Source organism: Sphingomonas sp. IC-11 (assembly GCF_021043365.1).
GTDB lineage: Bacteria > Pseudomonadota > Alphaproteobacteria > Sphingomonadales > Sphingomonadaceae > Sphingomonas.
Window position 1 is genome coordinate 96,767 of record NZ_JAJNDU010000005.1, and the last position, 26,090, is coordinate 122,856.

Here is a 26,090-nt window from a genome sequence, read left to right on the forward strand (position 1 = left end):
CCTGCCACGTCGAGCAGCGCAACGTGCGGGAGCAGGGGTGCGATCCGTAGCGCGAGCGGAGCGTATCGGCCGGTAATAGGACCGCGGCGGCGGCTTTCGGCCGGGTTCCGGCCTGTTAGCGGGTCAGATTGGCCTGTTGCCCCGGCCGGCATCGAGCGGGGCAATTTTGGGCGATTGCCGGGATCAGCGCGCCGGCTGCTGCTCGAACAGGCGACGCAGGAACACCGTCTCCACCTCGCGGCGAAGATCGTTGTTGGGCTTCTTCAGGAAGCCATGGCCCTCGTCGGCGAACAGGACGTACCAGGTCTCATTGCCGTTCTGGCGCAGCTTCTCCACCACCTGATCGGATTCGAGCTGCGGCACGCGCGGGTCATTGGCGCCCTGCATCACCAGCATCGGCTTCCTGATGCGATCGACGTTGGTGATCGGCGACACGCGCTCCAGCACGGCGCGCATCTTGGGATCACGCTCGTCGCCATATTCGGCGCGGCGATTGTCGCGGCGATAGGCTTCGGTATTCTCGAGGAAGGTGATCCAGTTGCTGATGCCATAACGCTCGACGCCGCCGACCAGCCGGTCGGAATAATGCGTCATCACGGCAAGGCTCATGTACCCGCCATAGGACTGGCCGTAGACCGCGACGCGATTGGCATCGAGGTTCGGCTGCTCAGCGATCCAGTCGAGCAGCGCGCCGATGTCCTGCACCGAATCCTCGCGCTTCTCGGCATTGTCGAGGTTGAGGTAGCGCTTGCCATAGCCGTCGCTGCCGCGGACGTTGGGCAGGATCACCGTCGCCTTCAGCACGTCGGCGAAATATTGCGCGCCGTAATTCCAGATCGGCCGCGTCTGCGCCTCCGGCCCGCCATGGATGTCGATGATCACCGGCGTCCGCGTCCCCGCGGGCACGCCTTTCGGCCGATAGACGAACGCCGGCACCGACAGGCCGTCGAACGACTTGAAGCGAATGAGCTCCGGCTCCGCGAGCTGCGCCGGATCAAGGTCGCCGAGTTCGGACGTGGTCCAGCGCGTCAGCTCCCCGCCATCGACGTCCCAGCTCCATACGTCGCCGGCGGAGGTGGCAGAGGTCAGGCCGATCGCCAGCTGCTTGCCGTCCGGCGAGAATTTCAGCGCGGTGAGCACGCCCTGGGGCAGCGTCGGCTGCGGCAGCGCGCGGCGGGTGATGCGATCCTGCACGACGACGCGCGAGAAGCCGTCCTCGTTCACGGCATAAGCGAGCACCCGGCCGTCATCGGTCAGGTCATAGCTTTCGACGTCCCACTTCAGCCCCGGCGTCAGCACCACTTGCGCGCCGGTGGCGAGGTCGATCTCGACCAGCTGGCGGGTGTCGTTGCCGCGATCCGAAATGGCGATCAGCTTCTTGCCGCCCGGCAGGTAGCGCGGGGACTGATAGACGGCGACTCCTGCCTTGGGCGCGATGCGCCGTGCCTTGCCGGTGGCGAGATCGAGTTCGAATAGCTGGTCCTCGCGGTTCGACAGGCTGCGCACGAAGATCAGCCGCGACTTGTCGGGCGCAATGTCCGCCGGGGCCACGGCGCCGTCCGCCTGATACAAGGTGCGCGGCGTGCCGCCGGCCTTCGGATCGACGCCGAGGATCGTGTACGCCGCGCTGCCCTTGGTGGCGCGCGCCCAGGCGAGGAGGCTGCCGTCCTTGCTGAACACGGGCGAGCCGTTGCGCGTCCCCGCCTGCGTCAGCTGCTGCGCGGTGCCGGTCAGGCCCCGGGTGTAGAGCTGGAACCACTCGTCGCCGCCGGTGTCGCGCGTCATTACGAAACGGTCGGTGCCGGGGATCACGGTGGCGCTGGCGATCGGCTCCGCGCCGAAGGTGACCTGCGTGCGCGTCGCGCCGGGCTTTGCCACATGATGCAGCTGCTGCGTCGCGCCGAAGCGCGTGGCGATCAGCATCGACCCATCGGGCAGCCAATCCTCGAACTGCGCCGCGCGACTGTTCTGGTACCGCTGCACCGCCTCGCGCACATCGGCCGGGATTTCCGGCACGCCCGACAGGGTGGCGCTGCCGACCTGGCGCTGGCTGACCGCTGGAGCGCCGGCAGTCTGCGGGCTGGCGGTCTGCTGAGCGATGGTCTGGGCGGAGGCGCCGGCCGCAAGCGCGACGAGGGTGAGCGAGGCTGCAAAGTGTTTGAACATGCCACCCTGATCGGATGACGATGGTTATGCCGTCAAGCAGGAAGCGCGGTCGGCGACGTGCCCAGGCGCGCGGCGGCCGTGATGGCCCGCCGGCTCTGCACGGCGAGATCGCTCAGCGCTGTGCCAGAGAACCATCCCCCTCTTCGTCGTGCTTGCCCAGGACGTGGCGGACTTTGCGCGCCAATGCCTCGCGCGTGTACGGCTTGGACAGCAGCTCCACGCCCGGATCGAGGCGGCCATGATGGACGATGGCGTTTTCGGTATAGCCGGAGGTGAACAGCACGGAGAGCTGCGGCAGCCGCTCCTTTGCCTTGCGCGCCAGCTCCGGGCTGCGGAGCGGCCCCGGCATCACCACGTCGGTGAACAGGAGATCGATGGCAATGCCGCTTTCGATCACGTTCAGCGCGCTCAACGCATCGCGGGATTTCAGCACGTGATAGCCCAGTTCCGACAGCAGGGCGACGGCGGTTTCGCGCACCTCGTCATCATCCTCGACAACCAGGACCGTCTCGGATCCGCCCCGCACCGGCGCGGCGCTGGTGTCGGTGATCAGGTCTTCGTCCTCCACGGCGCGCGGCAGGTACAATTTGATGGTCGTACCTTCGTTCACCTCGCTGTAGATCTTCACATGCCCGCCGCTTTGCTTGACGAGCCCGTGCACCATCGACAGCCCAAGCCCAGTGCCCTTGCCTTCCGGCTTGGTGCTGAAGAAGGGTTCGAACACCTGGTCGATGATGTCGCGCGGAATGCCCGATCCGGTGTCGGTCACCGCGATCATCACATATTGGCCGGGCGTTACGTCGTCATGCTGCCGGCAATATCCGTCATCGAGGAAGGCGTTGTTCGCCTCAATCGTGAGCCGACCGCCGTGCGCCATCGCATCGCGCGCGTTGATCGCGAGATTGAGGATGGCATTCTCGATCTGGCCCGGATCGATCAGCGTGTTCCACAGCCCGCCTGCGATGATCGTCTCGATTTCCACATCCTCACCAATCGAGCGGCGAAGCAGGTCGTCCATGCTGCCGATCAGACGGCCGAGGTTGAGCACCTTGGGCTCGAGCGGCTGACGGCGGCCGAAGGCGAGCAGCTGTGAAGCGAGCTTGGCGCCGCGCGTGACGCCGGCCATGGCATTTTCCACCCGCTTTTCCGCGCGCGGATTGCCCGCCACGTCCCGAGTCAGCAGCTGGAGATTGCCGCTGATCACCTGCAGCAGGTTGTTGAAATCGTGGGCGACCCCGCCGGTCAGCTTGCCCAGGGCCTCCAGCTTCTGCGACTGGCGCAGTGCCTGTTCGACGGCCTCGCGCTCCTTCGCTTCATGGTGAAGCTGCTCCAGCGCCATGCGAAGCTCGTCGGTCCGCTCGGCGACCCGCTGTTCCAGCGTGTCGTTGAGCTGGTGGAGCTGGTCCTCCGCGCGCTTCTGATCGGTGACGTCATAGCCGTCCACGAAGATGCCGGAGACCGCGCCTTCGGAATCGAAGATCGGCTGATAGACCAGATGCACGAAGCGTTCCTCGGGCGTTGACCCGGGGGTGCGCTGAATCGCGACCGGCATGTTGCGGCCGACATACGGCTCCCCGCTGGCGAACACGCTGTCGAGTAGTTCGAAAAAGCCCTGTCCCTTGATTTCCGGAAGTGCTTCGCGGACGGGCAGGCCGATGAGGTCGCGATGGCCGACGAGCCTGAGATAAGCGTCGTTGACCAGTTCGAAGCGATGCTCTCGCCCGGCGAGAATGCACATGAAGCTGGGCGCCTGCCGGAACAATTCGCGGACCCGGTCACGCTCACGCGTGCGGCGCTCCATGAGCTCGGCACTGGCCAGCCGGGAGGCGATCTGGCCGGCGAGAAGCTCCAGAAAGCTCAGATATTCGTCGCTGACCTGGCGATAGGGATTGAGGCCGACGACGATCGCGCCGCGTGGACGGCCACTGCGCTGACCGGCGAGGGGAACAATGGCCACCTGACGTGGCGGCTTGTTCCAGGCGCCGCGCGGCAGATCGCCTTCGGGTGCGTCCTCGACGATTACGCCCTTGTCGCGCGAGATCCGCGCCAGATTCCAGTGATCGGGTGCTGCCAGCGCGTGATCCGGTGCCATGCCCGCTGCAGCGACAAGCGAAGGCGCCGCATCCTCGCGGAAGAGATATACCAGGCTGAACGGCAGGTCGTGGCTGTTGTGGGCGAGGCCGGCGCGGATCGCCTCGAACACCTCCTGCTGCTCCTGCGCCGCGGCAAGCCCGGATGCGAGCTCCCGCAGGGACGCAAGCCGCCGTTCGCTGATGACCCTGTCGGTTTCCTCCGACACAGCGCAGAACACGCCTTCGACCTTGCCGGTGTCACCGATCAGCGGGCTGTAGGAGAAGGTGTGGTAGGTTTCCTCGGGATAGCCATTGCGTTCGAGCACCAGCAGGAGCGCGCGATCCCAGGTCGACTCTCCCGTTTGGTAAACGGTTGCCAGCCGGTCCTTGATATCGTCCCAGATCTCGGCCCAGAGGACCTGTGTTGGCACACCCAGCGAGCGGGGATGCTTGATCCCCAAAGTGGGCCGATAGGCATCGTTGTAGAAGAAGTTGATGTCCGGGCCCCAGCCAAGCCACATCTCGAACCGTGAGGTGAGCAGCAGGCGAAGGGCAACCTTCAGGGCATTGGGCCAGCTTTCCGGCGTTCCGAGCGAGGTCGCGGACCAATCGTGCGCCCGCATGAGCCGCGCCATTTCGCCGTCTCCGACGAAGACATCGGCAAGAGTGCCGTGACCGGGAACTTGGATCGTCAATACCTTGGCTCCGGATTCATCGACCTGCGACTAGCGCCGGGCTGTTGATAATTCCAGCCACACGCCCGTCTTGATCGGCCTGCAGATCATGTTCCTTGGCGAGGCCGGCGCGGTGGCCGCGCCGGACGCAGGTCGAGCGATGACGATCAGGGATCGAAGCGCGCGATCCCTGCCTGAGCCTAGTAATCAGTACAGCGACGGGATCGTTGAACTTGATGAAGACAGAATTTGCCCGTGCATTGCACGACTTCTTCCAACTCCAGTACAGGTATGTCATTCCCCCCGCCGTTCAGGGGTGGGGGCGTCTCGATCGTGTGCGAAGAGGTGTACGATTCACATTTTCAGGTGAAATACCGGACGGCAGCATCAATCCTGGCGCACCCTGAATATTCAAAAGCGCGGGTTGCCTATTTGAATGGTGTTCTCGCGCTATATGGCGATGACGTGTTTCTCAACCGGTTGTTGCTGGAAGGGGCGCGGACCGTGATTTTCGCGGTGGCCATCTGCCTGGATGCCGGTTTTCGCGAAGAAGATCGCGATACCTGGCCGACGATCAGCAATCTGAAAAAGGCGCTTGCCCCTTTCGGGCTGGCGAGCCCGCGGCGGATCGAGCAGGTCGTCTCCCGTCTGATCCAGACCGGTTATCTGGAAAGCCGCGTGTCGCCGCACGACGCACGGGTGCGGCTGCTGGCGCCGACGCCCAAGATGCTTGCGCACGATCAGGAATGGCTGATCAGCCATTACCGGCCGCTCGCGATCCTGTTCGGGGAGGGCCGTTATGCGCGCGCGCTGGGACGCGATCCGGCGTTCCAGCGGGTGCAGCGCGGCGTCGCCTGCGACTTCTTCGTTCAATCCGCGATGGTGTTGCTCCGCAACCCGGACATCATGCTGTTCCTGGCGCGCGATGCGGGCATCCTGGTGCTGCTCCGACTGGTAAGCGCGACGCTGGTGGCGGGGTCAGCCACCGTATCGCTTTCGCTGGCCGACCTCGCCAGAAGCTGTTCGATCTCACGGACCCATGTTCGTCAGTTGCTCAATGATGCGCAGACTCAGGGTCTCGTTCAGATCAGCCAGGCCGCGCGCCAGATCACCATCCTCCCGCGCGCGCTGCAGAGCCTGGACCAGTTCATCGCGGACGGCATGTCCAATCATGACCTGACCGGCGCTGCGGCTATGCGGGTGCTGGAAGCCGCGGCGTAACGCCGCTCCGGCGCCCGCGAGCGGCGGCGCGCCCCGACAGGGAGGCGCCGCCGCGGCCCGATCGTGTCAGGCAGCCATGGTCGCGTTGTCGATGACGAAGCGGTACTTCACATCGCTGCGCAGCATCCGTTCATAGGCAGCGTCGATCTCCTGCGCGGAAATCATCTCGATGTCAGCGACGATGCCGTGCTCGGCGCAGAAATCGAGCATTTCCTGCGTTTCCGCGATGCCGCCGATCAGCGAACCGGCAATGGCACGTCGGCGGAAGATCAGCGCCGACACATCCGGCGAGGGGTGTGCATGTTCGGGCACGCCGACCAGCGTCAACGTCCCGTCGCGCTTCAGCAGGGCCGTGAACGCGTCCAGATTATGGCTCGCCGCCACGGTATCGAGGATGAAATCGAAGCTGTCAGCGTGCGCCGCCATCTCCTCGTCGTTGCGCGACACCACGACTTCGTCTGCCCCCAGCGCCTTTGCATCCTCCCGCTTGCTCTCGGAGGTGGTGAAGGCAACCACATGCGCGCCCATCGCGTGCGCTAGCTTCACGCCCATATGGCCCAAACCGCCGATGCCGACGATGCCCACCTTCTTGCCGGGGCCGACGTTCCAGTGACGCAGCGGCGAATAGGTGGTGATGCCGGCGCACAGCAGTGGTGCCACAGCGGCAAGCTGCTCCTCGGCATGGCGTACCTTCAGCACGAACTTGTCGTCGACCACGATCTGCTGCGAATAGCCGCCGAGCGTGTGCCCGGGCGCGTCGGGGGTCGGTGAATTATAGGTGCCGGTGAAGCCGTTCTCGCAATATTGTTCCAGCCCTTCGCCGCAGGAGGCGCAATGCTGGCAGCTGTCGACCATGCAGCCGACGCCGACGATGTCGCCGACCTGAAACCTGGTAACGTCCGCGCCTACCGCGCTGACCCGGCCGACAATCTCATGACCGGGCACGCAGGGGTAGATCGTGCCGCTCCATTCGGCCCGGATCTGGTGGAGATCCGAATGGCAGACGCCGCAATATGCGATGTCGATCTGCACGTCGTGGGCGCCGGGTGCCCGACGTTCGATGCTCATGCGCTCGACCGGCTTGTCCGCGCCATGTGCGCCATAGGCAATGGTAGCCATTGGTGATGCTCCTTCCTTGCTGTGATTTGGGGATGAGCGCTGACCCGGCGGCCAGAGCGGCCGGGATGCGGCCCGTCTTCCCATGTGCCCCCCAACATAGCGTCGGCGCGTTCCGGCGATTAGAAGCGATGATCTGCATGCAGTTGTGAATGGAGTTCAAGAATGAACCGGCAGCACCTGGCCGAGCTGACGGCATTCGTGGCGGTTGCGCGGGAGCGGAGCTTTACCCGCGCGGCGGCGCAGATGGGGGTCACGCCCTCCGCACTCAGCCACAGCATGCGCGCGCTGGAGGAGCGGCTAGGCATTCGCCTGCTCAACCGCACCACGCGCAGCGTCACTCCGACCGGGGCGGGAGAACGGCTGCTGGGCGCGCTGGCGCCGCGTTTCGAAGAGATCGAAGCGGAAGTCGCGGCGCTGAGCGCCCTGCGTGAACGTCCGGCCGGCACGGTGCGGATCAGCGCGGACGAACATTCGCTGACCACGGTGCTGTGGCCCGCCCTGGAACCGGTGCTTCGCGATTACCCCGACATCCAGGTCGAGATCGACACGGATTACCGACTGACCGACATCGTAGCCGAACGGTTCGATGCCGGCGTTCGCTTCGGCGACATCATCGCCAAGGATATGATCGCGGTGCCGATCGGGCCGGAAGCCCGCATGATTGCGGCCGCCTCTCCGGGATATTTCGCCGCTCACGGCCGGCCAGAGACGCTGGAGGATCTGACCACGCATGTCTGCATCAACCTGCGCCTGCCCACCTACGGCGGCCTTTATGCCTGGGAGTTCGAGCAGGACGGGCATGAGCGACGGGTATGGGTGCAGGGGCAGCTGACCTTTTCATCGGTATTCCCGATCCTTGCTGCGGCGCGGGCGGGGTTCGGCATCTGCTACCTGCCGCAGTCACTGTTACAGCCACATATCGACAGCGGGGCGTTGGAAGCCGTGCTCACCCGATGGTCACCGCCGTTTCCGGGATATCACCTTTACTATCCCAGTCGTCGCCAGCCGACCCCGGCCTTTGCCGTCATCGTGGAAGCGCTGCGCTACCGCGCTGCGTGAACCCGGCGGGCGATCATTGCCCAACCATTCGGGATTACGTCCATATAAGCACCGGATCATGGCGGCACTTGCCCTAGATTGACGCCGTTCACCGCCGCCGATCGTCATCGGCCCGCCGCGGCGTCGAGGGAGGGAGGAGCAGCCTGTCCGAACAAGTGGCAGTTGCAGCGGTACGCGGCGCGGATCAGTTATCGTCCCCGGCGCCGTCGCCATCCACGCGTGAGCCGCATTGGGATGCGTTGCGCGCGCTGCTGATGCTGCTGGGCATTCCGTTTCACGCAACGCATCCGTTTCGCGCGGGCGGCGGCTGGATGATCAGCAGCCCCGATCAATCCGTCCCGCTGACCTATGTCATGCACTTCCTGCATCTGTTCAGGATGCATGGTTTCTTCGTCATCGCCGGCTATTTCGCGGCCATGCTGCTGGCGCGTCGCGATCCGGCCGAATGGCTGCGCGGCCGCATGACGAGGCTAGGTATTCCGCTGGTCTTCGGGCTGATCGTCTTGGTGCCGATCATGCACCTGGGCGTTGCGTTGCAAAGCGCGCCGCCCGGCGGCGTTCTTGCCAGCTGGGCTGACCAGACGCTGCCGCTCAGCCGATCGACAACTGAGCATCTCTGGTTCCTGATCGTGCTGATCTACTACAGCGCACTTGCGGCCGGGCTGGTCATGCTGATGCCGGGGCGCCGGCTGGTGGCGATTGCCCCGTCGCTGGATCGCCGGATTGCCGGGCACGCGGGCCTGCTGCTCTTCCTTTACGCGGTGGCGACCGGCTGCTTCACCTTCCTGGTCGGCAAGATGGAGGGGCGGGTGATGGCCGAGGATTCCTTCGCCGCCGACGTGCTGACCCTGCATTTTGCCTGGATGTATGGGCCGTATTTCGCCCTTGGCATGATCATCCAGCGCACAGCAGGGCTGCGGAGCGCCGTTACCCGCTGGATGTGGCCGCTCACCGTGATCGGCGCGGGTGCGGCTTTCGTCCTGCTGACGCGGACGTCGGCGCTGCCCTGGGCGCTCGTTTGTATCCTGCGCGCGGTGGCGGCGATCGGTCTCAGCCAGTTCCTGATCGCTGGCGTGTTTGCCTTGTTCAATCGCGAACATCCCTGGGTGAAGGAGGTGGTGGACGCGTCCTTCGCCATCTACCTGCTCCACTTGCCGGCGCTGGTGTTCCTGTTCTGGGCGGTCGACGGCCTTCCGCTTCCGGTGACCGCGCGCTTCCTGTTGCTCACGATCGGGACGCTCACGCTGTGCTGGGCCGCGTGGCTGGTTATCAGGCGCCATGCCGTGCTGCAGCTTCTGTTCAGCGGATTGTCGCCCGGCGCGCGCACCGGATTGGCGCCCCGCCCAATACCAGCGCGATGACGGCGGCTCCCGTCGATCGCCGCTTCACCATCGGCGCGTTTGCCAGAAATGCCGGAATCCGGCTAACATGAAGCAATGTCCCCGCACGCCATGATCGAAGGCAGTTCCGTCGCTGCGGTGATCAGCGACCCCCATCTGCCGGACACACCGATCATCGCCTGCAACGAAGCCTTCGTGGCCCTTACCGGCTATGCGCAGGAGGAGGTGGTGGGCCGCAACTGCCGCTTCCTGCGCGGACCTGACACCGAGGCGGATCTGACCGACGAGCTGAGGCGCGCGGTGCAGGAGCGGCGAACCACGCTGGTGGAGATCCTCAATTACCGCAAGGACGGCACGCCCTTTCGCAATGCCGTGATGCTGGCGCCGATATTCGATGCGGACGGCGCCTTGCGGTACATTCTCGGATCGCAATATCCGGTTTCCGCAGACAATCCGGCCTCGCCGTCGCGTGACGCCATTGCGCGACTCTCAACCCGGCAACGCGACGTGCTGGTCAGGATGGCCGCCGGCCGCATGAACAAGCAGATCGCCTATGAACTGCAGATCAGCGAGCGAACGGTGAAGATGCACCGCGCGGCGCTGCTGAAGGCGCTGGGCTGTCGCACCGCGGCCGAGGCGATCCGGGCGGCCGTGGAAGCGGGGCTTTGAGCGAGGGGTGATGGGGAGGCGTTGGGAGGCGCCTCCCCATCCGCTGTCCCTGAGCAGGGGGAGCATCCAGGGACAGGCCCGGGGCAGGGCAGATGAAGCGTCAAGCGCTGGGCAGCAGCACCTTGTTGATGACGTGCACGACGCCGTTTGATTGCGGCACGTCCGCGGTGGTGACCGTCGCGCTGCCGCCCGCAGCGTCGGTGATCATCACATTGCTGCCGGACATGCTGGCCTTCAGCTTCGCGCCCTGAACCGTGGTAAGAGTGGCGATGCCGCCGCCGGCGCGGATCTGGCGGGCAAGATCAGCCGCCGTCACCTTCCCGGCCACGACGTGATAGGTGAGGACAGAGCTCAGTTGCGCCTTGTTGGCAGGCTTCAGCAGCGTGTCCACCGTGCCTGGCGGCAGGGCATCGAAGGCGGCGTTGGTGGGGGCGAATACGGTGAACGGGCCGGGGCCGCTCAACGTGTCCACCAGTCCGGCGGCCTTCACTGCCGCGACCAATGTGCTGAGATCGGGAAGGGCGGCGGCATTCTCAACGATGGTCCGCGATGCCTGCGGTGTGGCGGCGGCCTGGGCATTGGCGTGGACGGGGGCGGCGAGAGCCATACCGCTGGCGGCGAGGATCATGAGGTGGCGAAACGCTGGCATATCCGTTCCTTTGGGATCTGATGCTTGTTCTGATCCCGCTGAATGCACGCTCCGCTAAGTTGTTTCGTCCCGCGAGAGCGGCCGCGCGCGGCGAAAAATCTGCTATCCTGCTGCCAAATCTAGGAAATATCGGATTGCGCGCCGGTGACCTGCCCATAGGTACAGGTGCGGCGGACGGGCTGTTGGCCGCGGCTGCGAACGGGCCGCGCGGCTAACGCTTCAAACGTACAAGCGCCTCATCCAGCGCGGAAAGGAAGCGCGAGCGGTCTTCCTTGCTGAACGGGGGCGGGCCGCCCACGCGGTCCCCGCCGGCGCGAAGATCGCTCATGATCGCGCGCACTGCTACGGCATTCCCGATCGAACTGGTCGTGAACGGGCGGCCATTCGCGCCAAGCACCGCACCTGCCCCGCCTTTGAGGCAGCGATCGGCGAGCAGGATGTCGGATGTGATGACCACGGCGGCGCCATCAACATGATCGGCAATCCAGTCATCAGCGGCGTCAAAGCCGCCATCCACTACGATCCGGTTGATCAGCGGATGTTGGGGTACGCGCAGATAAGCGTTGCTGACTAATGTTACCGGTACTTCGCGGCGATACGCGACGCGGTAGATTTCCTCCTTCACGGGGCAGGCATCGGCATCGACGAGAATTCTGGGCAGGGTCATCGCTCTCTCTTGCCACAGAAGGTGTCGTGCTGCGCCCCCGCGGCGTTGCGCTCGACTATGCGCGACCGGTGGCGCGACGCACGATGCCGTCCACGGGCGCGTCGTGCAGCCGTCGATAGCGGGCCTCGACCAAGCCGAAAATGCCGAAGCCGAGCAGCCCCACGGCAATCACAAGGTCCCACGGGTTGGTGAGCCACGCCAGCGCCTTGTCCATGCCGCCGGCTGCGTTGCCCTGTTCCTCGGATCCCGCGCGCAACAGGAAATAGCCGCTGATCATGAACACGAAGCCGCGAGCGGCATAGCCGATGCGGCCGCTCCATTGCGCCCACGGCTGGCGAGCCACGGCGGGGTCGAGATATTCCAGGAAGGTTGCCTTCACCGCCTTGACCAGTTGCAGGATCCCGACGCCGACGAGCACCACGCCCCCCAGCATCACGATCACGCTTCCCCCCGGCAGTGATAGCGCGGTTTCGGCGCCCTCACGGGTGGAATCGCCCGAGGACGCCGCGCCCTGCATCAGCCGCACCGCCTGCCATGCAAGGAACAGATGGACGATTCCGCTGGCGGCCGCGCCCACGCGCTCGAGCGCACCGTCGCGATCACTGCCATGGCGTTCGATGTCGAAGGCAGCGTCGGACAGTCTCCAGATGCCATAGCCCAGCAGCCCCGCGGCCATTACGCCCAGCAGCAACTGGCCGCCGCTTTCGCCCAGATATTGAAGGGCACCGGCGGGGTCTTCCGCCCGCCCGGTGCGCAGGATCAACACCGCAATCACGATATAGAGCGCCCCGCGGGTGGCGAACCCCAGCCGGGTTAGTGTCGTCAACCGTGCGCTGGCATTCATCGGCGATGTCCTCTCGATCCCGCAAACCGCTGGGACGCGGAGTTCGTTCCGGGCGCGCAAGATTGGCTGCGTGGCGCCGGACGCCGAGAGGCGCATGAGGGGGCGGACGGTGCCTCTCTGGTGTCAGAGGCAAGACGTGCTTGCCATCGCGCACGCGGTGGGGCGATGCAGGTGCGGGCAGAAGATCCCGCATGCCGGCACGATCGAGAGCGGCGGAACAGGAGAGAGGCGAATGGACCTGCAGCTTACCGGAAAGACGATCTTCGTGGCAGGGGGTAGCCGCGGCATTGGCCTCGGCATTGTCGAAGCGTGCCTTGGGGAAGGCGCGCGGGTGGCCATGACGGCGCGGGGTGCCGAGGCTCTGGCCGCGACCCATGCGGCGCTCGCCGACCGTTATGGCGCCGACGCGATCTGGAGCGCGGCCGGCGACATGACCGATCCCAACCAGGTGGAGCAGGTGATCACCGATGCCGAAGCGGCGATGGGGCCGTTGTGGGGCGCTGTCGCCAATGTCGGCCTGCATCCATGCCCGCCAGGGTTCGAGGTGGATGATGAAACATGGCGCGGCGGCATGGCGCAGAATCTCGACTCCGCCTTTTACCTGGCGCGAGCGGCGCTGCGCCGGATGGCGCCACGCGGTGAAGGTTCGCTGCTGATGATCGGCTCCATCGCTGGGCTCGCCGCACTCGGCACACCGCTGACCTATGGCACCGCCAAGGCTGCGATGGGGCACCTCGCCAAGGAACTGGCGGTGATCGCCGGGCCAAAAGGGGTTCGGGTAAACACCATCGCGCCTGGCAACATCATCTTTCCCGGCGGCGATTGGGAGGAGCGCTCCACGGGCCCGCGCGCCGAAAGCTGGTGGCGTTGGATCCGGCGCGAGGTGCCGTTGCAGCGCTTTGGCCGGCCAGAGGAGATCGGCAGCGTAGCGGCGTTTCTGCTCAGCCCGCTCGCGAGCTTCGTCACCGGCGCGATCGTGCCCGTCGATGGCGGGCAGGATCGGTGACCTGCCGGTGAGCCGGTGCCAGCGCCGGCGCTGGACAGTGACGGCGGATGTGCGAAGACGCGCCCTGACGCTGGTGAGGTGGCACTGGCGGGTTCAGGGGGGATGGACAGGCAATGGCGAAGCTGGGGCGGCTTGGGCGGCTGATCGGATGTGCGATGCTGGGTAGCGGGTTGCTGGCGATGAGCACGGGCTTGCGGGCCGATCCGGCGCAGCCGGCGCCAACCCGAGCGCGGGAGGCTGGCATTCGCTTCGGCATTCTGACCCCTGGGCCACTCAACGCGATCACGGACGTCACGGGCGTTCGGGTCGGCCACGCGACGCTGGTGGACGGGGAGCGCGTGCATACCGGCGTGACCGCCATCTTTCCGCACGGCGACAACCTGTTCCAGAACAAGGTGCCGGCGGGGTTCAGCGTCGGCAACGGCTTTGGCAAGTTCGCCGGCAGCACTCAGGTAGAGGAACTGGGCGAGCTCGAGACGCCGATCCTGCTCACCAACACGCTCTCTGTGCCCGAAGCCGCGGCCGCCACAATCGAATGGACGCTGGCGCAACCCGGCAACGATCAGGTGCAATCGGTGAATGCGGTGGTCGGCGAGACCAACGACTCTTTCCTCAACGACATTCGCGCACGCACGGTTACGATCGCCACCGCGCGTGAGGCGATCACCGCGGCAAAGCCCGGCCCGGTCGCCGAAGGCGCCGTGGGCGCCGGCGCCGGCACGGTGGCCTTCGGCTACAAGGGCGGGATCGGAACCAGCTCGCGCGTGCTGCCCAAGTCGCTGGGTGGCCATACCATTGGCGTGCTGGTGCAGAGCAATTACGGCGGGGTGCTCACGATCGCCGGCATGCCAGTGGGTGAGCGGCTGGGCGGTTATCTGTTCGAGGATGCCGTGGACCGCAAGCAGGGCGACGGCTCGATCATCGTCGTGATCGCCACCAATGCTCCGCTGTCCGATCGCAATCTGAAGCGGCTCGCGGCGCGCGCCTTTCTTGGTATCGCCCGCACCGGATCGCCGATGACCAACGGCTCCGGCGATTATGCCATCGCCTTTTCCACCCATGCGGACGTGCGTCGTACGCAGCAGCGGCGTGGCATCGTCAGCAGCTATCCCGATGTCGGCAACGATCAGATGACGCCGCTTTTCCAGGCAGTGAGCGAAGCGACCGAGGAAGCGGTCATCAACTCGTTGTTCGCTGGCCAAACGGTGAAGGGATATCGCGGCACCGTTGATCGCTTGCCGGTCGAAAAGGTTGTGGCGATGTGGCGCCAGATGCACCGGAGCGACGATCCCGCCGGGCCGGGCGAGGGCAAGCGCCGGCGGTAAGGCGTCGGCGGGGCACCCTCTGGCGCAGCGGCGCGGTGTCCTCGCACAGTCTTGTTGCCGCGGCGCTCCCCAACCGGCCGTGACGCCGCGCGGATGATACAGCCAGCACGAGGCTTCGGTCCGGGCTACAGGGTGCGGAACATCACCAGTGCGTCGACAAGGCCATGGTCCGGGTGATCGAACGCGCCGGGCAGGCGGCCGACGATGTCAAAGCCGAGCCGCTGCCAGAGGCGAACGGCTGCCGCATTGCTGCTGATGACGAAGTTGAATTGCATCGCGCGATAGCCGCGCGCCCGGGCGATCATCATGGATTGTTCGCACATGAACTGGCCAGCACCGCGACCGCCGGCATCCTGCCGGGTCATGTAGCCGCAGTTGCAGACGTGCCGTCCGCCGCCCGCCTGATTGGCCCGAAGATAAAAGGTGCCGATGATGTCACCGTCATCCTCGAGAACAAACGTCTCCTTGTCCGCGGCCATCCAGTAGGAGATTGCATCGGCTACGCTCATGTCCCGGTCGAGCGCATAGGTCGCGCCTTCCGCAATGGTGGGCATGATGATCGCTGCGATGGCAGAGCAGTCCGCTTCTCGTGCTTCCCGGATCAGCATTGCAGCCCCTTTTGTCGTTCGTTTCGTGCGATCCGCACGCCCAGCCCCCTGATGATTCACGCCGGCAATGGGGGCGGCGAATGCTCATGCCGCGACGAAGTCGTTCGGGCGACAGTTTTTCGGCGTGCGGCGTCCGGAAAGAACATCCTTTTGCGGCTGCCGCATGCCGGACGCAATAATTCTCCTGAACGGCCGTAAAAACGCAGCACTTTCGGTCGCACAAAGCTTACGCTGCGCAGCATCATTGCCGATCCCGCGTGGCGGGAGGACGCAAGGTCACAAAGGGGGGTGAAATGGTAGCACTGAACAGTGCTGGCCGGCGTATGCCGGGCATGCGGGCGTTTCTGCTGGGTGGGGCGATGGCATTTGCGCCGAGCCTTGCGGCGGCTCAGGAGGTCCCCAATCAGCCAGCGCCTGTAGAAGCATCGGCGGGCGCGCAGGATGCAGCAGCTGATGGCGAGATCGTCGTCACGGCTCTTCGCCGCAACACGCGTATCCAGGATACACCGATTGCCATCTCGGCAACCTCCGGCGAGGCGCTCGCCGCGTCCGGCACAACCAGCTTCACCGAACTGACCCGCACCGCGCCGTCGCTGCGCATTGTTGACAGCGGACCGGGCAGCCGCCGGGTGCTGATCCGCGGCATCACCTCCGCCGGTGAGCCCACCGTGGGCGTCTATTATGACGAAACGCCGGTGTCCGGCTCGGTCGGCACCACGTCGGATTCGGGCGGCAGCACCCCGGATTTCCGCTTGTTCGACGTGGAGCGCGCCGAAGTGCTGCGCGGGCCGCAGGGAACGCTGTTCGGATCCGGGTCCATGGGCGGCACGCTGCGCATCATCTTTGAAAAGCCGAAGGCCGATCGTCTGGAGGCGGCATTCAGCGGCAACATGACCACCGTGGAAGGCGGCGGGCCCGGGTTCTCGCTGGACGGGATGATCAACCTGCCGATCGTCGAAGACAAGATCGCGCTCAGGATCGTGGGCAATTACAACAAGTTCGCCGGCTACGTCGACAATATCATTCTTACCAACGATCCGAATGCCGGTAACGTCGTCGATACCAGCCCTGATCCGCGCTATCTGCGCAACGTCAAGAACATCAATGACGGCGAAAGCTATGGCGGCCGTGCGCTGCTGCGCATCACGCCGACCGAAGACCTGACCATCGACCTGTCTGCGACCTATGAGCATGTCGATGCGCCGATCCCCTTGTGGCGGCCTGATTTCTCGCGTGCCAACGGATTCGATTTCGCCAGCAACATGCACGCGGACAACATCAACGAAGATGACAACCGCATCTTCAACGGCACGATCCGCTATGATTTCGGCGGGTTCAGCGTGACCGGATCCACCAGCTATTTCGACCGCGACTTCACGCGCACCTATGACGTCAGCGACACGTTCAACGGCCGCGTCGGCACGGTGCAGAATGCGGAAGGGCGCTTCGTTAACGTGCTGAATTCCGCCGGCACGCGTGAGGGGTGCCGCCGCTACCAGCTGGGTATCACCGCGGCCGCGAACACGACGCAATGTACCGCGGATCAGCTGACCGGCTATTTCAACGCCACCGTGCCACTGCAAACGTCGGCGCTGTACCAGCCCCAGAAGCTAAACAACTGGGTGCACGAGCTTCGCCTCAGCTCCAACAACGAAAGCCCGTTCCAGTGGACGGTCGGCGGCTTCTTGGAGAGCCGCGATACGGAAGTGCGATCGCTGCTGCTGGTGGCCAGCCCGGAGACTGGCGCGGTGTACAGCCCGTCAACGCCGGGCGCGATCGCCTATGACCGCACGATCAACGACGAACTGCGCCAGAAGGCGGCTTATGCGGAACTCAGCTACAAGCTGGCCGATCAGCTGACGCTGACCGCGGGCGCGCGCTATTTCAACTTCGAGCGTACGGTGGGCGGGCGGATCGACGTCGGCCAGATCCACTACAGCTCGCGCGTGACGCCCTATACCGAGGCGAGCTACGAAGAAGACGGCCTGATCTACAAGTTCAACGTGTCGTGGCAGCCAACCACGCGGCTGCTGTTCTACGCCCAGGCGGCACAGGGCTTCCGCCCCGGCGGCGTGAACCAGGTGATCGGCCTGCCCGCCGAGCGCGCGGCTTATACGTCCGACAGCCTGTGGAACTACGAGGTGGGCGCCAAGACCACGCTGGCGCGCGGCGTGTACCTGAACCTCGCCGGCTATCGCATCGACTGGGACAATCTGCAGGTCTCGGCACGCACGGCCGGCACCGGTTCGGTATTCGGCCTGATCTCGAACGCGGGTGCGGCGCGTGTCTGGGGTGCGGAGGCCGAGCTGTCGGCCAACCTTTTCCAGGGCCTCTCCTTCAGCGGTGCGTTCGGTTACACCGATGCCAAGCTGTCGGAGGACCAAGTCAGCGACTTCGTGGTGGCGACCGGCCGGCGCGGCGACCGTATCCCCAATGTGCCGCGGATCACCGCCTCCGCCTCGCTCGATTACAAGCGTCCGCTGTCCGACACGCTGACCGGCACTGCCCGCATCGACGCGAGCCATGTCGGATCATTCTACAGCACGCTTAGCCCGACAGACATATACCGTCGGAAAATCGATGCGTATGACGTGGTCAACTTGCGCTTCGGCATCGAGGGCGTGGACAGTGACTGGGGGGTGTATCTGTTCGCCAACAACCTGTTCGACGACACCGCCATCAATCAGATGAGCGCCAGTGCGAACTCCGGCGGCATCACCAACGCCGTCAGCATCGCGCCGCGCACCTATGGGCTCAACCTGATGCGGCGGTTCTGATCCGCCGCGTCACGCCCCATCCATTCTTTCAAGGATCGACCATGGCATTGTTCCGCCGATTCAACGCTCGCCTGCTGATCACGTCCGCTGTTGCAGGTATTGCCTCGCTCTCCACCCAGTCGCTGGCGCATGAGGAAAAGGCACCACGCGCGGCCGCGGCCGCCGCCCCTGCGGGGAACCAGCCGGGGGCCGCGCCGGCACGCGTCGCCGGCGAGGGCGCGGGGCCGTTCCGCCGCCTCGTCATTCGCGGCGCGACGCTGATCGACGGCACCGGATCGGTGCCGCGCGGCCCGGTCGACATCATCGTCGAAGGCAATCGCATCGCCGACATCCGCCAGGCCGGCTGGCCGGGCATGGCGCTGGCGCAGAACCGTGCGCCGCAGGATTTCGACCAGGAAATTGACGCCACCGGCATGTACGTGCTGCCCGGCTTCGTGGACCTGCACACGCATTTGCCCGCCAAGGACAAGGCACCCGACGCATCCTACGCCTACAAGCTGTGGCTGGCGCATGGCGTGACCACGGTGCGCGGCGTGTCGCTCGCCTCCCCGTCCTTCACCAGCAACGAAAAGGCGCGATCGGCGCGTAACGAGATCGCGGCGCCGCGCATTTTCAATTATCAGACGCTGGGCGCAGGCTGGTCCGGCGGGCGCATCTCCAGCCCCGAAAAGGCGCGCGAATGGGTGCGCTGGGCGGCCAAAAACGACATCGACGGGATCAAGTTCTTCGGGCGGGAGGATGAAACCCCGGCCGTCATGACCGCAGCGATCGACGAAGCGCACAAGAACAAGATGGGCACCGTCGCCCACCTCAGCCAGACGGGCGTGTCCGATTTCAACGGGATCATCGCCGGTCGCGCCGGGCTGGATACGATCACCCACTTCTATGGGCACATGGAATCGCTGCTGAAGAATCACACGATCCAGAAGTTCACGCCCGACTATAATTTCTACAACGAGCTGCATCGCTTCGCGCAGGTCGCCGACATCAAGGACGAGATCTATGACGTCGGGTCCGAACAATGGTGGGATTATCTAAAGGAGCAGAAGGCAAACGGCGTCACGTTCGACCCGACGTTCAACATCTATGCCGCCTCCCGCGACCTGATGCGCGCGCGCAATGCCGACTGGCAGGGTAAATATACGACGCCGCAGCTATGGAACTACTTCCAGTCCACCCGCGACAATCACGGTTCCTATTTCTTCGACTGGACCAGCCAGATCGAGACGAACTGGAAGGGATTCTACAAGAACTTCTTCCAGCTGATCCATGATTATAACCAGATCGGCGGCCGGGTGACGGTGGGGACCGATTCCGGCTTCATCTACAAGGTCTATGGCTTCGCCTATGTCGAGGAGTTGGAGCTGTACCAGGAGGCCGGGCTGACGCCGCTGGAGATTTTCCGCGCGGCCACGGTCAATGGCGCCAAGACGCTGATGGAGCCCAAGGGGCAGGAGCCGGAGTTCGGCGCGGTGCGGCGCGGCATGCTGGCCGACCTGGTGATCGTGCCGGAAAACCCGCTCGCCAACCTCAAGACGCTGTACGGCACCGGCTATGTCCGGTTGAATCCGGAGACGAACAAGCAGGAGCGGATTGGCGGCGTTCGCTACACGATCAAAGACGGTATCGTGTATGACGCGCCCCGGCTGCTCGCCGACGTCGCGGCCATGGTGGAACGCGAGAAGCAGGTGGTGCCGACGCCAGTGTCGCCGCCGGTCATCCCGCAGGAGCCGCCTTTCGCCACAACCCCGCAGCCCACCCCTGTGTCCTGAACCATGCGGGTGCCCTCGTCAGCGAGGGCACCCGAAAGACCCGCTTAGATCGGGAGCGCCGTGGTGTACTTCACTTCTTCCAGCACGGCGAAAGTTCGCGTCTCGCGAATGCCGGTCATGTGGAACAGCGAATTGCCGAGAAACGTGCGGTAAGCGGCCATGTCCTCCACCCGCGCCTTCAGCAGATAGTCGAAGCCGCCGGCGACCATGTGGCATTCCAGGATCTCGGGCATATCCTGAACCGCCACCGCGAAATCCTCCAGCACGTTGCTGGTGGTGCGATCCAGCATTACTTCGATGAAGACCAGCAGCGCGCGATCGAGCTTCTGAGGATCGAGCAACGCGACGATGTCGCTGACATATCCTTGTTCACGAAGCTTGCGCAGACGATCGAAGCACGCGGATGGGGAAATCCCGGCCTGGGCCGCGAGGTCCTGATTGGTGATGCGGCCGTTGCGCTGAAGCACCCGAAGAATGTTCCGGTCAATCTGGTCAAGCATAGCAGACCTTCGGCTCCCCCCGTTGTTTGGCCGAAGGTATCGCGCTCGCCGGACCACGCAAGGATCGATCTTCCCCCTACGCCATCGCGGAGGGGAATGGAGGGACGAGGTGCTTGTTGCCGCTATCTTTGCCCATGCTGGCGGCCAGAGCGGGGCGGTGCCGGCGACTTGCTCATCTGCGGGCATGTCGTCGGCACCCACTTTCCTACGCCTCAGCCGCTGATCCCGGCAGCGGCGAGCGCGTCGGGGTCTACGGCGCTGATCCGATAAGGATCGGCCTCCCGCTTTGCCGTGATGGCCGCATCCCGGATGGGATCATCAAGGGCCGCAACGTCTGGTGCCAGCGGCTCGCCGACGTCAGAGCTGCTGCCATCGGCCGCTCCGGCGAAGGCGGTCGGGTCACCCGCCGCGAGACGGGCTTGCCCTGCGGTCAAGGACCCGAAATCGCCACCGCCCTTGACGACGACGATTCCGTGCGGCTCGGCCGGTTCACTGCGGCTGCCGCAGCCGCCCAGTAGTGCCGCAACAGCGGCGGCGCCGAGCAGAAGCGCCGGACGGGCCCGGCCTCCGCCCGAACCAATGGCTCGCGAAGTAACCGCCACCTTACTTGCCCACGAGGATCTTCAGATATTCGCTATCGGGCGCGGAGGCGAAGGTGCCCTTCTTGGGCTCTACCTTGTAGTGATAGTCTTCCTTCCACCCGGCGCCGCCGCCCCACCAGCTGACGCCAACATAGGTCTTCGGCAGCGAGCGCATGTAGCGGACCAGATCGGCGCCGATCGCCTTGCACGTCGCATTCACGCCCAGCGCATTCCCGAAGGCGAACTCGCCGATCCACACCTTCATGGTGCGGGCCTGTGCAGCCGCCGTGGTGTTTCCGACCAGCTTCGACGCCGTTGTATTGCTCACGCACGTGGCACTGGTGCCGGAGCCGTCCGAGTCGGGATAGCGGTGACCGGAGATCATCGTCCGGCCGAGCGGATCCTTGAGGCCGCCAGCGCGGTCGAAGGAGCATGCAGGGCTGCTGCAGGGCTTGTCCGCGGTCTCGTTCTTGTTGAAGTTCTGCATGCCGGCCCAGTTGCGCCACTCGATCAGCAGCACATGCTTGAAGCCTGCTTTGCGGAAGGCCGCGATGCCCTCGTTCACGTCAGTGGCGTATGACTTCCCGCTGGCGTCCTTTTCATAGGAGCGGCCCTTCTTGGGCTCGTTCATCGTATCAACCAGAACATGGCGATCGTCGGGGAAGTTCTTCATCAGGGCGGCCCACCAGGCGGCGCCCGCGGCATCGAATGTGTTGCCATAATCATGGCGGTCCAGGATCACATAGGCGCCGCGAGCCGCAGCAGCATCGGCAGCAGCCTTGATCTTCGCGATCACGACCGGATTGCTGGCCTGTGCGCCGCGGAAGGGAATGCGGAAGGCGTTGAAACCCTTGTCGATATAGGTGTTGATGGCCGACGGGGTCGGACAAAGTGCGCCGTTGTCCACGAACTCACAGCCGGAAAGATTGACGCCCATCAGGGGGCTGCTGCTGAGGTTGATGTTCTTCGACGCTGTGGATTTGACGGGGCCAGCAATAGCGGGAGTGGCGAGAAGCAAAAGAGCCGTAACGGCCAAGGCGCGCATAATGATTCCTGTGAAAAACCTGTCGGCGCGCAAGGGAAAGGAAATTGATTCGCTTCAATATCTTAGCGACGAGTCGATTGTTTCTTGAGTCATACGGTTTTCACCGTAGGTAGGAATACGTAGTTGCTTGGGTACTTTCGGCCGTCACCCGGATCCACCGGCAAATCGGATCAAAAGCTTCGGCTGAGCCGCAAGATCAGCTCCCGAGGCGCGACGGGATATCCGATCGAGCCGACGCTTCCGCTATTGTAGCGGCGATCTGCCAGGTTGGTTGCGGCGATCAGAAGTCCCCAGTCGCGCCAATCCGCGCCGGCCTGCATGTTCAGCTGCGCTGCGTTGGTCACGCGATGCTGCGGTTCGTTGCACAGCGCAATCGAATAAGGGGAGGATGCGCTGTAATCGCCGCCCAGCCGCACACGCGCGGACCCTAGCTCCTGTGTGAAGCTCGCCCGTACCTGATAGCGCAAGGCAGGCGTGAACCGCAGGTCCAGATCGCGTTCATCGGGAACAAAGGCGGTGCAGCCGGGGCTGGAGGCAAGCGTGGTGAACCGGTCCGCCAGCGTGGCCACCCAGCCGCCTATCTCCACGCCCGCCAGCGGCTGTGCGGTCCATTCCAGTTCCAGACCCTGGATGCGCGCGTCGCCGACATTCTGGCGAAAGATGTCGGGTGGCCCGGCGGTGGCCCGGGACGCAGAGAAGGCGATATTCCGGTAGTCGTTGATGAAATAAGTCGCGTTGAGGCGCAGCTTGCGGTGCAGCCAGTCGGATTTCACGCCAAGCTCATAGTTCCACACGGTTTCAGGCGCGATCGCAGCCTGTCGGTTCATCACGAAATCGACGTTACGTGCGCGTCCGTCGAAGCTGCCGCTGCGGAAGCCCTTGGCAGCCAAGGCGTAAATCATGGTCTCGCCGGTGCCGGTATCCATTCGATAGTCCAGGCCGAGACGGGGCGACACATCTCTCCAGCGCTCCGCGATGCGGCGGCGGGCGACACGGCCATCCGGCAGTATCAGGATGGTGTCGGGCCCGGAGAGAAACGAAACGTCGTACCGCTTACGCTCATCGGTGTAGCGAAGGCCCGCAGTGATCCGCGCATGATTGCCAAGCAGAACAGTGCTGGATCCGAACAGCGAGTAGCTGCGCGTATCCAGCTGTGGCTGATAGGGTGACCAATTGCCCGTGAGCCCGACCCCACGCGATGGCGCGTTGAAGAAGTCCCGGTTGCGGAACCGCGCACCTGTGCCAGCGGGCGTGGCGAAGCTTATCGCGGTAAGCTGATCGTTACGCTCGTGAAAGTAATAGGCCCCGGCGAGCCATTCCAGGCGCTGTGCAAACGCTTCCCCCGCAAGCTGCACTTCCTGGGTGAAATTATGCTGATCCTGATCCTGAAGAAGGATCACATTTGCCCGGGCACCCGGCGGATTGGCCGTCTGGTCGAACCCGATCCGTGAGCGGAGTGCGCGATAGCCGGTGATGGTCGTCAGTGTTGCGCGGCTGAAGCGATACTCTGCTCGCACCGACGCTCCGCCGGTGTCGGTCCGATTGAGCGGATCGGTGTCAGCCGAGGCGAAGGCGTCGATATCGCCGTCAGGGGCAATGAACATGCTGGTATAGCGCCCGGCGTGCTCCGGATCGGGCTTGAACCGCTGCGGAAATCGCGGGCTGGAACGGTCGCGTGTTAGATCGAGGGTCGCGTAAATGGTTGCAGCTGGGGATGGCTCCCAGAGGATCGACGCGCGCGCGCCCAGCAGATCCTGGGTGTTCACGCGTTCTCTGTTGGTTAGGTTGTGCCCCCAGCCGTCCTGGTTGCGCGAGATAGCGGAGAAGCGCGTCGCGAGATTGCTGGTCAGCGGCAGATTGGCCGTCGTCCTCGCATCAATCCGCCCATAGCTTCCGACGGTTACATCCGTTTGGGCGCTCACTTTGTCGAAAGAGGGCTGCTTCATTACCAGCTTGATGGCGCCGCCGCTGGTGTTTCGGCCGTAAAGCGTGCCTTGTGGCCCGCGCAGCACCTCCACTCGCTCCACGTCAATAAGGTCGAGCAGGGCGCCGGTGGACCGCGGCATTATCACGTCGTCGACATAGATTCCGACCGGCGGATCATTGGTGAAGATCGAGTCTCCCTCGCCCACGCCGCGCAAGAACACGAGAGCGCCAGAACTCGTCCCGAAGTTCCGCGCCAGGTAAAGGTTGGGCACGGCCGCGCCGATCCGGTCCAGGTTCGCCATCGCCTCCTCCTCGAGCCGGGAGGAGGGCAGGACGGAAAGCGCGAGAGGCACGGTCTGCGCGCGCTCCTCACGGCGCTCCGCCGTGACCAGAATATCGGCCACGGTTTCCTTCTGTTCGGACAATGGCTGGGCCGCGGCGGGCGCACCAGCAACGCAAGCCACGATCATCAAGGCTCGCACGTCATTCATTCCCGACAAGGTCCATGTGCAAAGCGGCAGCCCGCTATGGAGATCTTGATCGGCGGTCAAGCAGCCCGCAGCGCGCCTCGGCATGCCGGGTTCCCGACCTAGCTACGGAATCATGATATTGATCCAGGTTAATTAATAGTTATTGGACAATCAATTGGCGGAGATAAAGAACATGCCCGGGGCGGTAAAAGCCGCAAGAAAACGGGGGAGACTTCCATGTCACCTAGTAAGGTAAGCATCGTCTTATGCGTTGATACCGCCGCCAGACAGGTTTGTGCGTCGTGAAAAAGGGGATGGAGATCCTCATCGTTGGACCAAACTATGCCCCCGAGCCGGTCGGTGTCGGACCTTGTACAACAGGCATGGCAGAAATGCTTGCCAACGCAGGTCATAAAGTCCGCGTCGTATGCGGAACACCTTCCTACCCGCACTGGAAAATCATCCCCGCTTATCGACGACTTAGGATCTGGCGGGCTGTCGAAAACGGCGTCAGTATAATCCGCCTCCCCCACTATGTGCCGTCGGTGCCGAATGGCCTGCGACGATTGTTGCACTTGGGCAGCTTTGCTGTGCTCGCCTTTCTCGTCGTGAGTGCACTGATGTTGCGACGACGTCCTAACGCCGTCGTTGCGATCATCCCGTCAACCATGGCGGCAATCGCCGCCCGTTTCTGCGCCAAGCTGTTCCGATTGCCGTTCTGGGTGCATGTGCAGGACCTCGAGGCGGAGATGGCGATTGCCACCGGGCAGATCGGCGGATCATCCTGGGTCACCCGGCTCGCCCGCGCAGTCCAGCGGCTCGCCCTCCGTGGCGACAGGGTAAGCAGCATTTCGCCGGCCATGTGTCGCCATCTGGCGAACAAGCGCGTGTCCCGCCACGAGATCGTTGAGTTTCCGAACTGGGCGCGCCCGGACGTCGCGCCAATTGACCGGCCATCGCCGTACCGGGCCGAGTGGAAGGTCGATCGTCCGTTTGTCGCGCTGTACTCCGGCAACATCGCCGCGAAACAGGGCGTCGAGATCATCGCCCAGACCGCAAGCTTGCTGGCGCACCGGCGTGACTTGTTGTTCATCGTTTGCGGTGACGGGCCGCGGAAGCGGGAGTTGGCCGAGAGCGTCGCCGAATGCGACAACATCCGGTTCTATGACCTGCAGCCGGCCGATCGCCTTGCGGACCTGCTGGGCCTGGCGACGATCCACTTGCTGCCGCAGATCGCCGGGGCAGCCGATCTGGTTCTGCCTTCGAAGCTGCCGAACATGCTGGCGTCGGGTCGCCCCGTCGTGGCCACGGTCTCGCCGCAGACGGACCTTGGGCGTGAGTTGAGCGGATGCGGACTGATCGTGCCGCCGGACGATGCGCATGCTTTTGCCGAGGCGATCAGTCGCCTCCTGGATGATGAACCGCTGCGCGCCACGCTGGGGCGGGCTGCTCACGGCAAGGCTGTCGAGCGTTGGAGCAAGCAAGCTATTCTGGAGGGGTTCGAGCGCGAGTTGTGCGCGGTTGTGGCCCAACGGAGTTGGTCAACGGTGCTGCCGCAGGGCTAATGAACGCGGCATAAGAAGCAGGACGGCAGCGCGTA

General features: G+C 64.5%; 20 protein-coding genes. 9 read left to right on the forward strand and 11 right to left on the reverse strand.

The features are described 5' to 3' along the window. Nucleotides 1–183: 183 nt before the first annotated feature. Nucleotides 184–2,166: a S9 family peptidase gene (locus tag LQ954_RS14305; protein WP_231023718.1), complete on the reverse strand. Its 1,983-nt coding sequence runs from the start codon at nt 2,164–2,166 to the stop codon at nt 184–186. Nucleotides 2,167–2,278: 112 nt separating this feature from the next. Continuing rightward, nucleotides 2,279–4,933 carry an ATP-binding protein gene (locus tag LQ954_RS14310; protein ID WP_443026636.1) on the reverse strand — a complete coding sequence of 885 codons (2,655 nt, stop codon included), beginning with the start codon at nt 4,931–4,933 and terminating at the stop codon, nt 2,279–2,281. A 324-nt stretch (nt 4,934–5,257) separates the two neighbouring features. Between LQ954_RS14310 and LQ954_RS14315 the strand changes: the two genes are divergently transcribed. Beyond that, nucleotides 5,258–6,133 carry a hypothetical protein gene (locus tag LQ954_RS14315; protein WP_231023719.1) on the forward strand — a complete coding sequence of 292 codons (876 nt, stop codon included), beginning with the start codon at nt 5,258–5,260 and terminating at the stop codon, nt 6,131–6,133. A 66-nt stretch (nt 6,134–6,199) separates the two neighbouring features. Here LQ954_RS14315 and LQ954_RS14320 read toward each other — a convergent pair whose 3' ends face one another. Next, nucleotides 6,200–7,252 carry an NAD(P)-dependent alcohol dehydrogenase gene (locus tag LQ954_RS14320; RefSeq protein ID WP_231023720.1) on the reverse strand — a complete coding sequence of 351 codons (1,053 nt, stop codon included), beginning with the start codon at nt 7,250–7,252 and terminating at the stop codon, nt 6,200–6,202. Between the two features lie 162 nt (nt 7,253–7,414). Here LQ954_RS14320 and LQ954_RS14325 point away from each other — a divergent pair, with 162 nt between their 5' ends. From LQ954_RS14325 to LQ954_RS14335, 3 genes are all read left to right on the forward strand, one after another. Next, complete coding sequence (locus LQ954_RS14325) at nt 7,415–8,311, forward strand: LysR family transcriptional regulator (protein WP_231023721.1); 897 nt, start codon at nt 7,415–7,417, stop codon at nt 8,309–8,311. Between the two features lie 155 nt (nt 8,312–8,466). Next, complete coding sequence (locus LQ954_RS14330) at nt 8,467–9,672, forward strand: acyltransferase family protein (RefSeq protein ID WP_231023722.1); 1,206 nt, start codon at nt 8,467–8,469, stop codon at nt 9,670–9,672. 75 nt (nt 9,673–9,747) lie between these two features. Further along, nucleotides 9,748–10,320 (forward strand): LuxR C-terminal-related transcriptional regulator, encoded by a 573-nt coding sequence (locus tag LQ954_RS14335; RefSeq protein ID WP_231023723.1) that lies wholly within the window; start codon nt 9,748–9,750, stop codon nt 10,318–10,320. 100 nt (nt 10,321–10,420) lie between these two features. On the opposite strand, the gene LQ954_RS14340 is transcribed toward LQ954_RS14335, so the two are convergent. From LQ954_RS14340 to LQ954_RS14350, 3 genes are all read right to left on the reverse strand, one after another. After that, nucleotides 10,421–10,969 carry a fasciclin domain-containing protein gene (locus LQ954_RS14340; RefSeq protein ID WP_443026637.1) on the reverse strand — a complete coding sequence of 183 codons (549 nt, stop codon included), beginning with the start codon at nt 10,967–10,969 and terminating at the stop codon, nt 10,421–10,423. Between the two features lie 211 nt (nt 10,970–11,180). Then, nucleotides 11,181–11,636 carry a YaiI/YqxD family protein gene (locus LQ954_RS14345; RefSeq protein WP_231023724.1) on the reverse strand — a complete coding sequence of 152 codons (456 nt, stop codon included), beginning with the start codon at nt 11,634–11,636 and terminating at the stop codon, nt 11,181–11,183. A gap of 55 nt (nt 11,637–11,691) precedes the next feature. After that, a complete protein-coding gene (locus LQ954_RS14350; protein WP_227772141.1) occupies nt 11,692–12,480 on the reverse strand; it encodes a DUF1206 domain-containing protein in 789 nt (262 codons plus the stop codon). 232 nt (nt 12,481–12,712) lie between these two features. On the opposite strand from LQ954_RS14350, the gene LQ954_RS14355 reads away from it, so the two are divergent. Beyond that, nucleotides 12,713–13,486 carry an SDR family NAD(P)-dependent oxidoreductase gene (locus tag LQ954_RS14355; protein ID WP_231023726.1) on the forward strand — a complete coding sequence of 258 codons (774 nt, stop codon included), beginning with the start codon at nt 12,713–12,715 and terminating at the stop codon, nt 13,484–13,486. 113 nt (nt 13,487–13,599) lie between these two features. Beyond that, nucleotides 13,600–14,811, forward strand: a complete 1,212-nt coding sequence (locus tag LQ954_RS14360; RefSeq protein ID WP_330999982.1) for a DmpA family aminopeptidase — start codon at nt 13,600–13,602, stop codon at nt 14,809–14,811. Between the two features lie 125 nt (nt 14,812–14,936). Here LQ954_RS14360 and LQ954_RS14365 read toward each other — a convergent pair whose 3' ends face one another. Continuing rightward, nucleotides 14,937–15,419: a GNAT family N-acetyltransferase gene (locus LQ954_RS14365; RefSeq protein ID WP_231023728.1), complete on the reverse strand. Its 483-nt coding sequence runs from the start codon at nt 15,417–15,419 to the stop codon at nt 14,937–14,939. Between the two features lie 293 nt (nt 15,420–15,712). Between LQ954_RS14365 and LQ954_RS14370 the strand changes: the two genes are divergently transcribed. Together LQ954_RS14370 and LQ954_RS14375 are read left to right on the forward strand one after the other, a co-directional pair. After that, complete coding sequence (locus LQ954_RS14370) at nt 15,713–18,196, forward strand: TonB-dependent receptor (protein WP_231023729.1); 2,484 nt, start codon at nt 15,713–15,715, stop codon at nt 18,194–18,196. Between the two features lie 41 nt (nt 18,197–18,237). Further along, on the forward strand, nt 18,238–19,968 hold the full coding sequence (locus tag LQ954_RS14375; RefSeq protein ID WP_231023730.1) for an amidohydrolase family protein: 1,731 nt from the start codon (nt 18,238–18,240) through the stop codon (nt 19,966–19,968). Nucleotides 19,969–20,012: 44 nt separating this feature from the next. Here the strand turns inward: LQ954_RS14375 and LQ954_RS14380 are convergent, their stop codons facing one another. From LQ954_RS14380 to LQ954_RS14395, 4 genes are all read right to left on the reverse strand, one after another. Continuing rightward, nucleotides 20,013–20,468: an Lrp/AsnC ligand binding domain-containing protein gene (locus tag LQ954_RS14380; RefSeq protein WP_227772146.1), complete on the reverse strand. Its 456-nt coding sequence runs from the start codon at nt 20,466–20,468 to the stop codon at nt 20,013–20,015. Nucleotides 20,469–20,680: 212 nt separating this feature from the next. Next, the gene (locus tag LQ954_RS14385; RefSeq protein ID WP_227772147.1) at nt 20,681–21,070 is read right to left on the reverse strand and encodes a hypothetical protein; all 390 of its coding nucleotides are present in this window, start codon (nt 21,068–21,070) and stop codon (nt 20,681–20,683) included. A 1-nt stretch (nt 21,071) separates the two neighbouring features. After that, nucleotides 21,072–22,094, reverse strand: coding sequence for a cellulase family glycosylhydrolase (locus tag LQ954_RS14390; protein WP_231023731.1), 1,023 nt, complete (start codon nt 22,092–22,094; stop codon nt 21,072–21,074). Between the two features lie 170 nt (nt 22,095–22,264). Then, nucleotides 22,265–24,511, reverse strand: a complete 2,247-nt coding sequence (locus LQ954_RS14395) for a TonB-dependent receptor (protein ID WP_231023732.1) — start codon at nt 24,509–24,511, stop codon at nt 22,265–22,267. 293 nt (nt 24,512–24,804) lie between these two features. Between LQ954_RS14395 and LQ954_RS14400 the strand changes: the two genes are divergently transcribed. Next, nucleotides 24,805–26,055, forward strand: a complete 1,251-nt coding sequence (locus LQ954_RS14400) for a WcaI family glycosyltransferase (protein ID WP_227772150.1) — start codon at nt 24,805–24,807, stop codon at nt 26,053–26,055. Nucleotides 26,056–26,090: the final 35 nt, after the last annotated feature.

Coding starts and splice junctions, on each gene's coding strand:
- LQ954_RS14305 (WP_231023718.1), bottom strand. CDS start 2,166: ATGTTCAAACACTTTGCAGCCTCGCTCACCCTCGTCGCGCTTGCGGCC.
- LQ954_RS14320 (WP_231023720.1), bottom strand. CDS start 7,252: ATGGCTACCATTGCCTATGGCGCACATGGCGCGGACAAGCCGGTCGAG.
- LQ954_RS14325 (WP_231023721.1), top strand. CDS start 7,415: ATGAACCGGCAGCACCTGGCCGAGCTGACGGCATTCGTGGCGGTTGCG.
- LQ954_RS14335 (WP_231023723.1), top strand. CDS start 9,748: ATGTCCCCGCACGCCATGATCGAAGGCAGTTCCGTCGCTGCGGTGATC.
- LQ954_RS14340 (WP_443026637.1), bottom strand. CDS start 10,969: ATGCCAGCGTTTCGCCACCTCATGATCCTCGCCGCCAGCGGTATGGCT.
- LQ954_RS14345 (WP_231023724.1), bottom strand. CDS start 11,636: ATGACCCTGCCCAGAATTCTCGTCGATGCCGATGCCTGCCCCGTGAAG.
- LQ954_RS14350 (WP_227772141.1), bottom strand. CDS start 12,480: ATGAATGCCAGCGCACGGTTGACGACACTAACCCGGCTGGGGTTCGCC.
- LQ954_RS14355 (WP_231023726.1), top strand. CDS start 12,713: ATGGACCTGCAGCTTACCGGAAAGACGATCTTCGTGGCAGGGGGTAGC.
- LQ954_RS14360 (WP_330999982.1), top strand. CDS start 13,600: ATGGCGAAGCTGGGGCGGCTTGGGCGGCTGATCGGATGTGCGATGCTG.
- LQ954_RS14365 (WP_231023728.1), bottom strand. CDS start 15,419: ATGCTGATCCGGGAAGCACGAGAAGCGGACTGCTCTGCCATCGCAGCG.
- LQ954_RS14370 (WP_231023729.1), top strand. CDS start 15,713: ATGGTAGCACTGAACAGTGCTGGCCGGCGTATGCCGGGCATGCGGGCG.
- LQ954_RS14375 (WP_231023730.1), top strand. CDS start 18,238: ATGGCATTGTTCCGCCGATTCAACGCTCGCCTGCTGATCACGTCCGCT.
- LQ954_RS14380 (WP_227772146.1), bottom strand. CDS start 20,468: ATGCTTGACCAGATTGACCGGAACATTCTTCGGGTGCTTCAGCGCAAC.
- LQ954_RS14390 (WP_231023731.1), bottom strand. CDS start 22,094: ATGCGCGCCTTGGCCGTTACGGCTCTTTTGCTTCTCGCCACTCCCGCT.
- LQ954_RS14395 (WP_231023732.1), bottom strand. CDS start 24,511: ATGAATGACGTGCGAGCCTTGATGATCGTGGCTTGCGTTGCTGGTGCG.
- LQ954_RS14400 (WP_227772150.1), top strand. CDS start 24,805: ATGGAGATCCTCATCGTTGGACCAAACTATGCCCCCGAGCCGGTCGGT.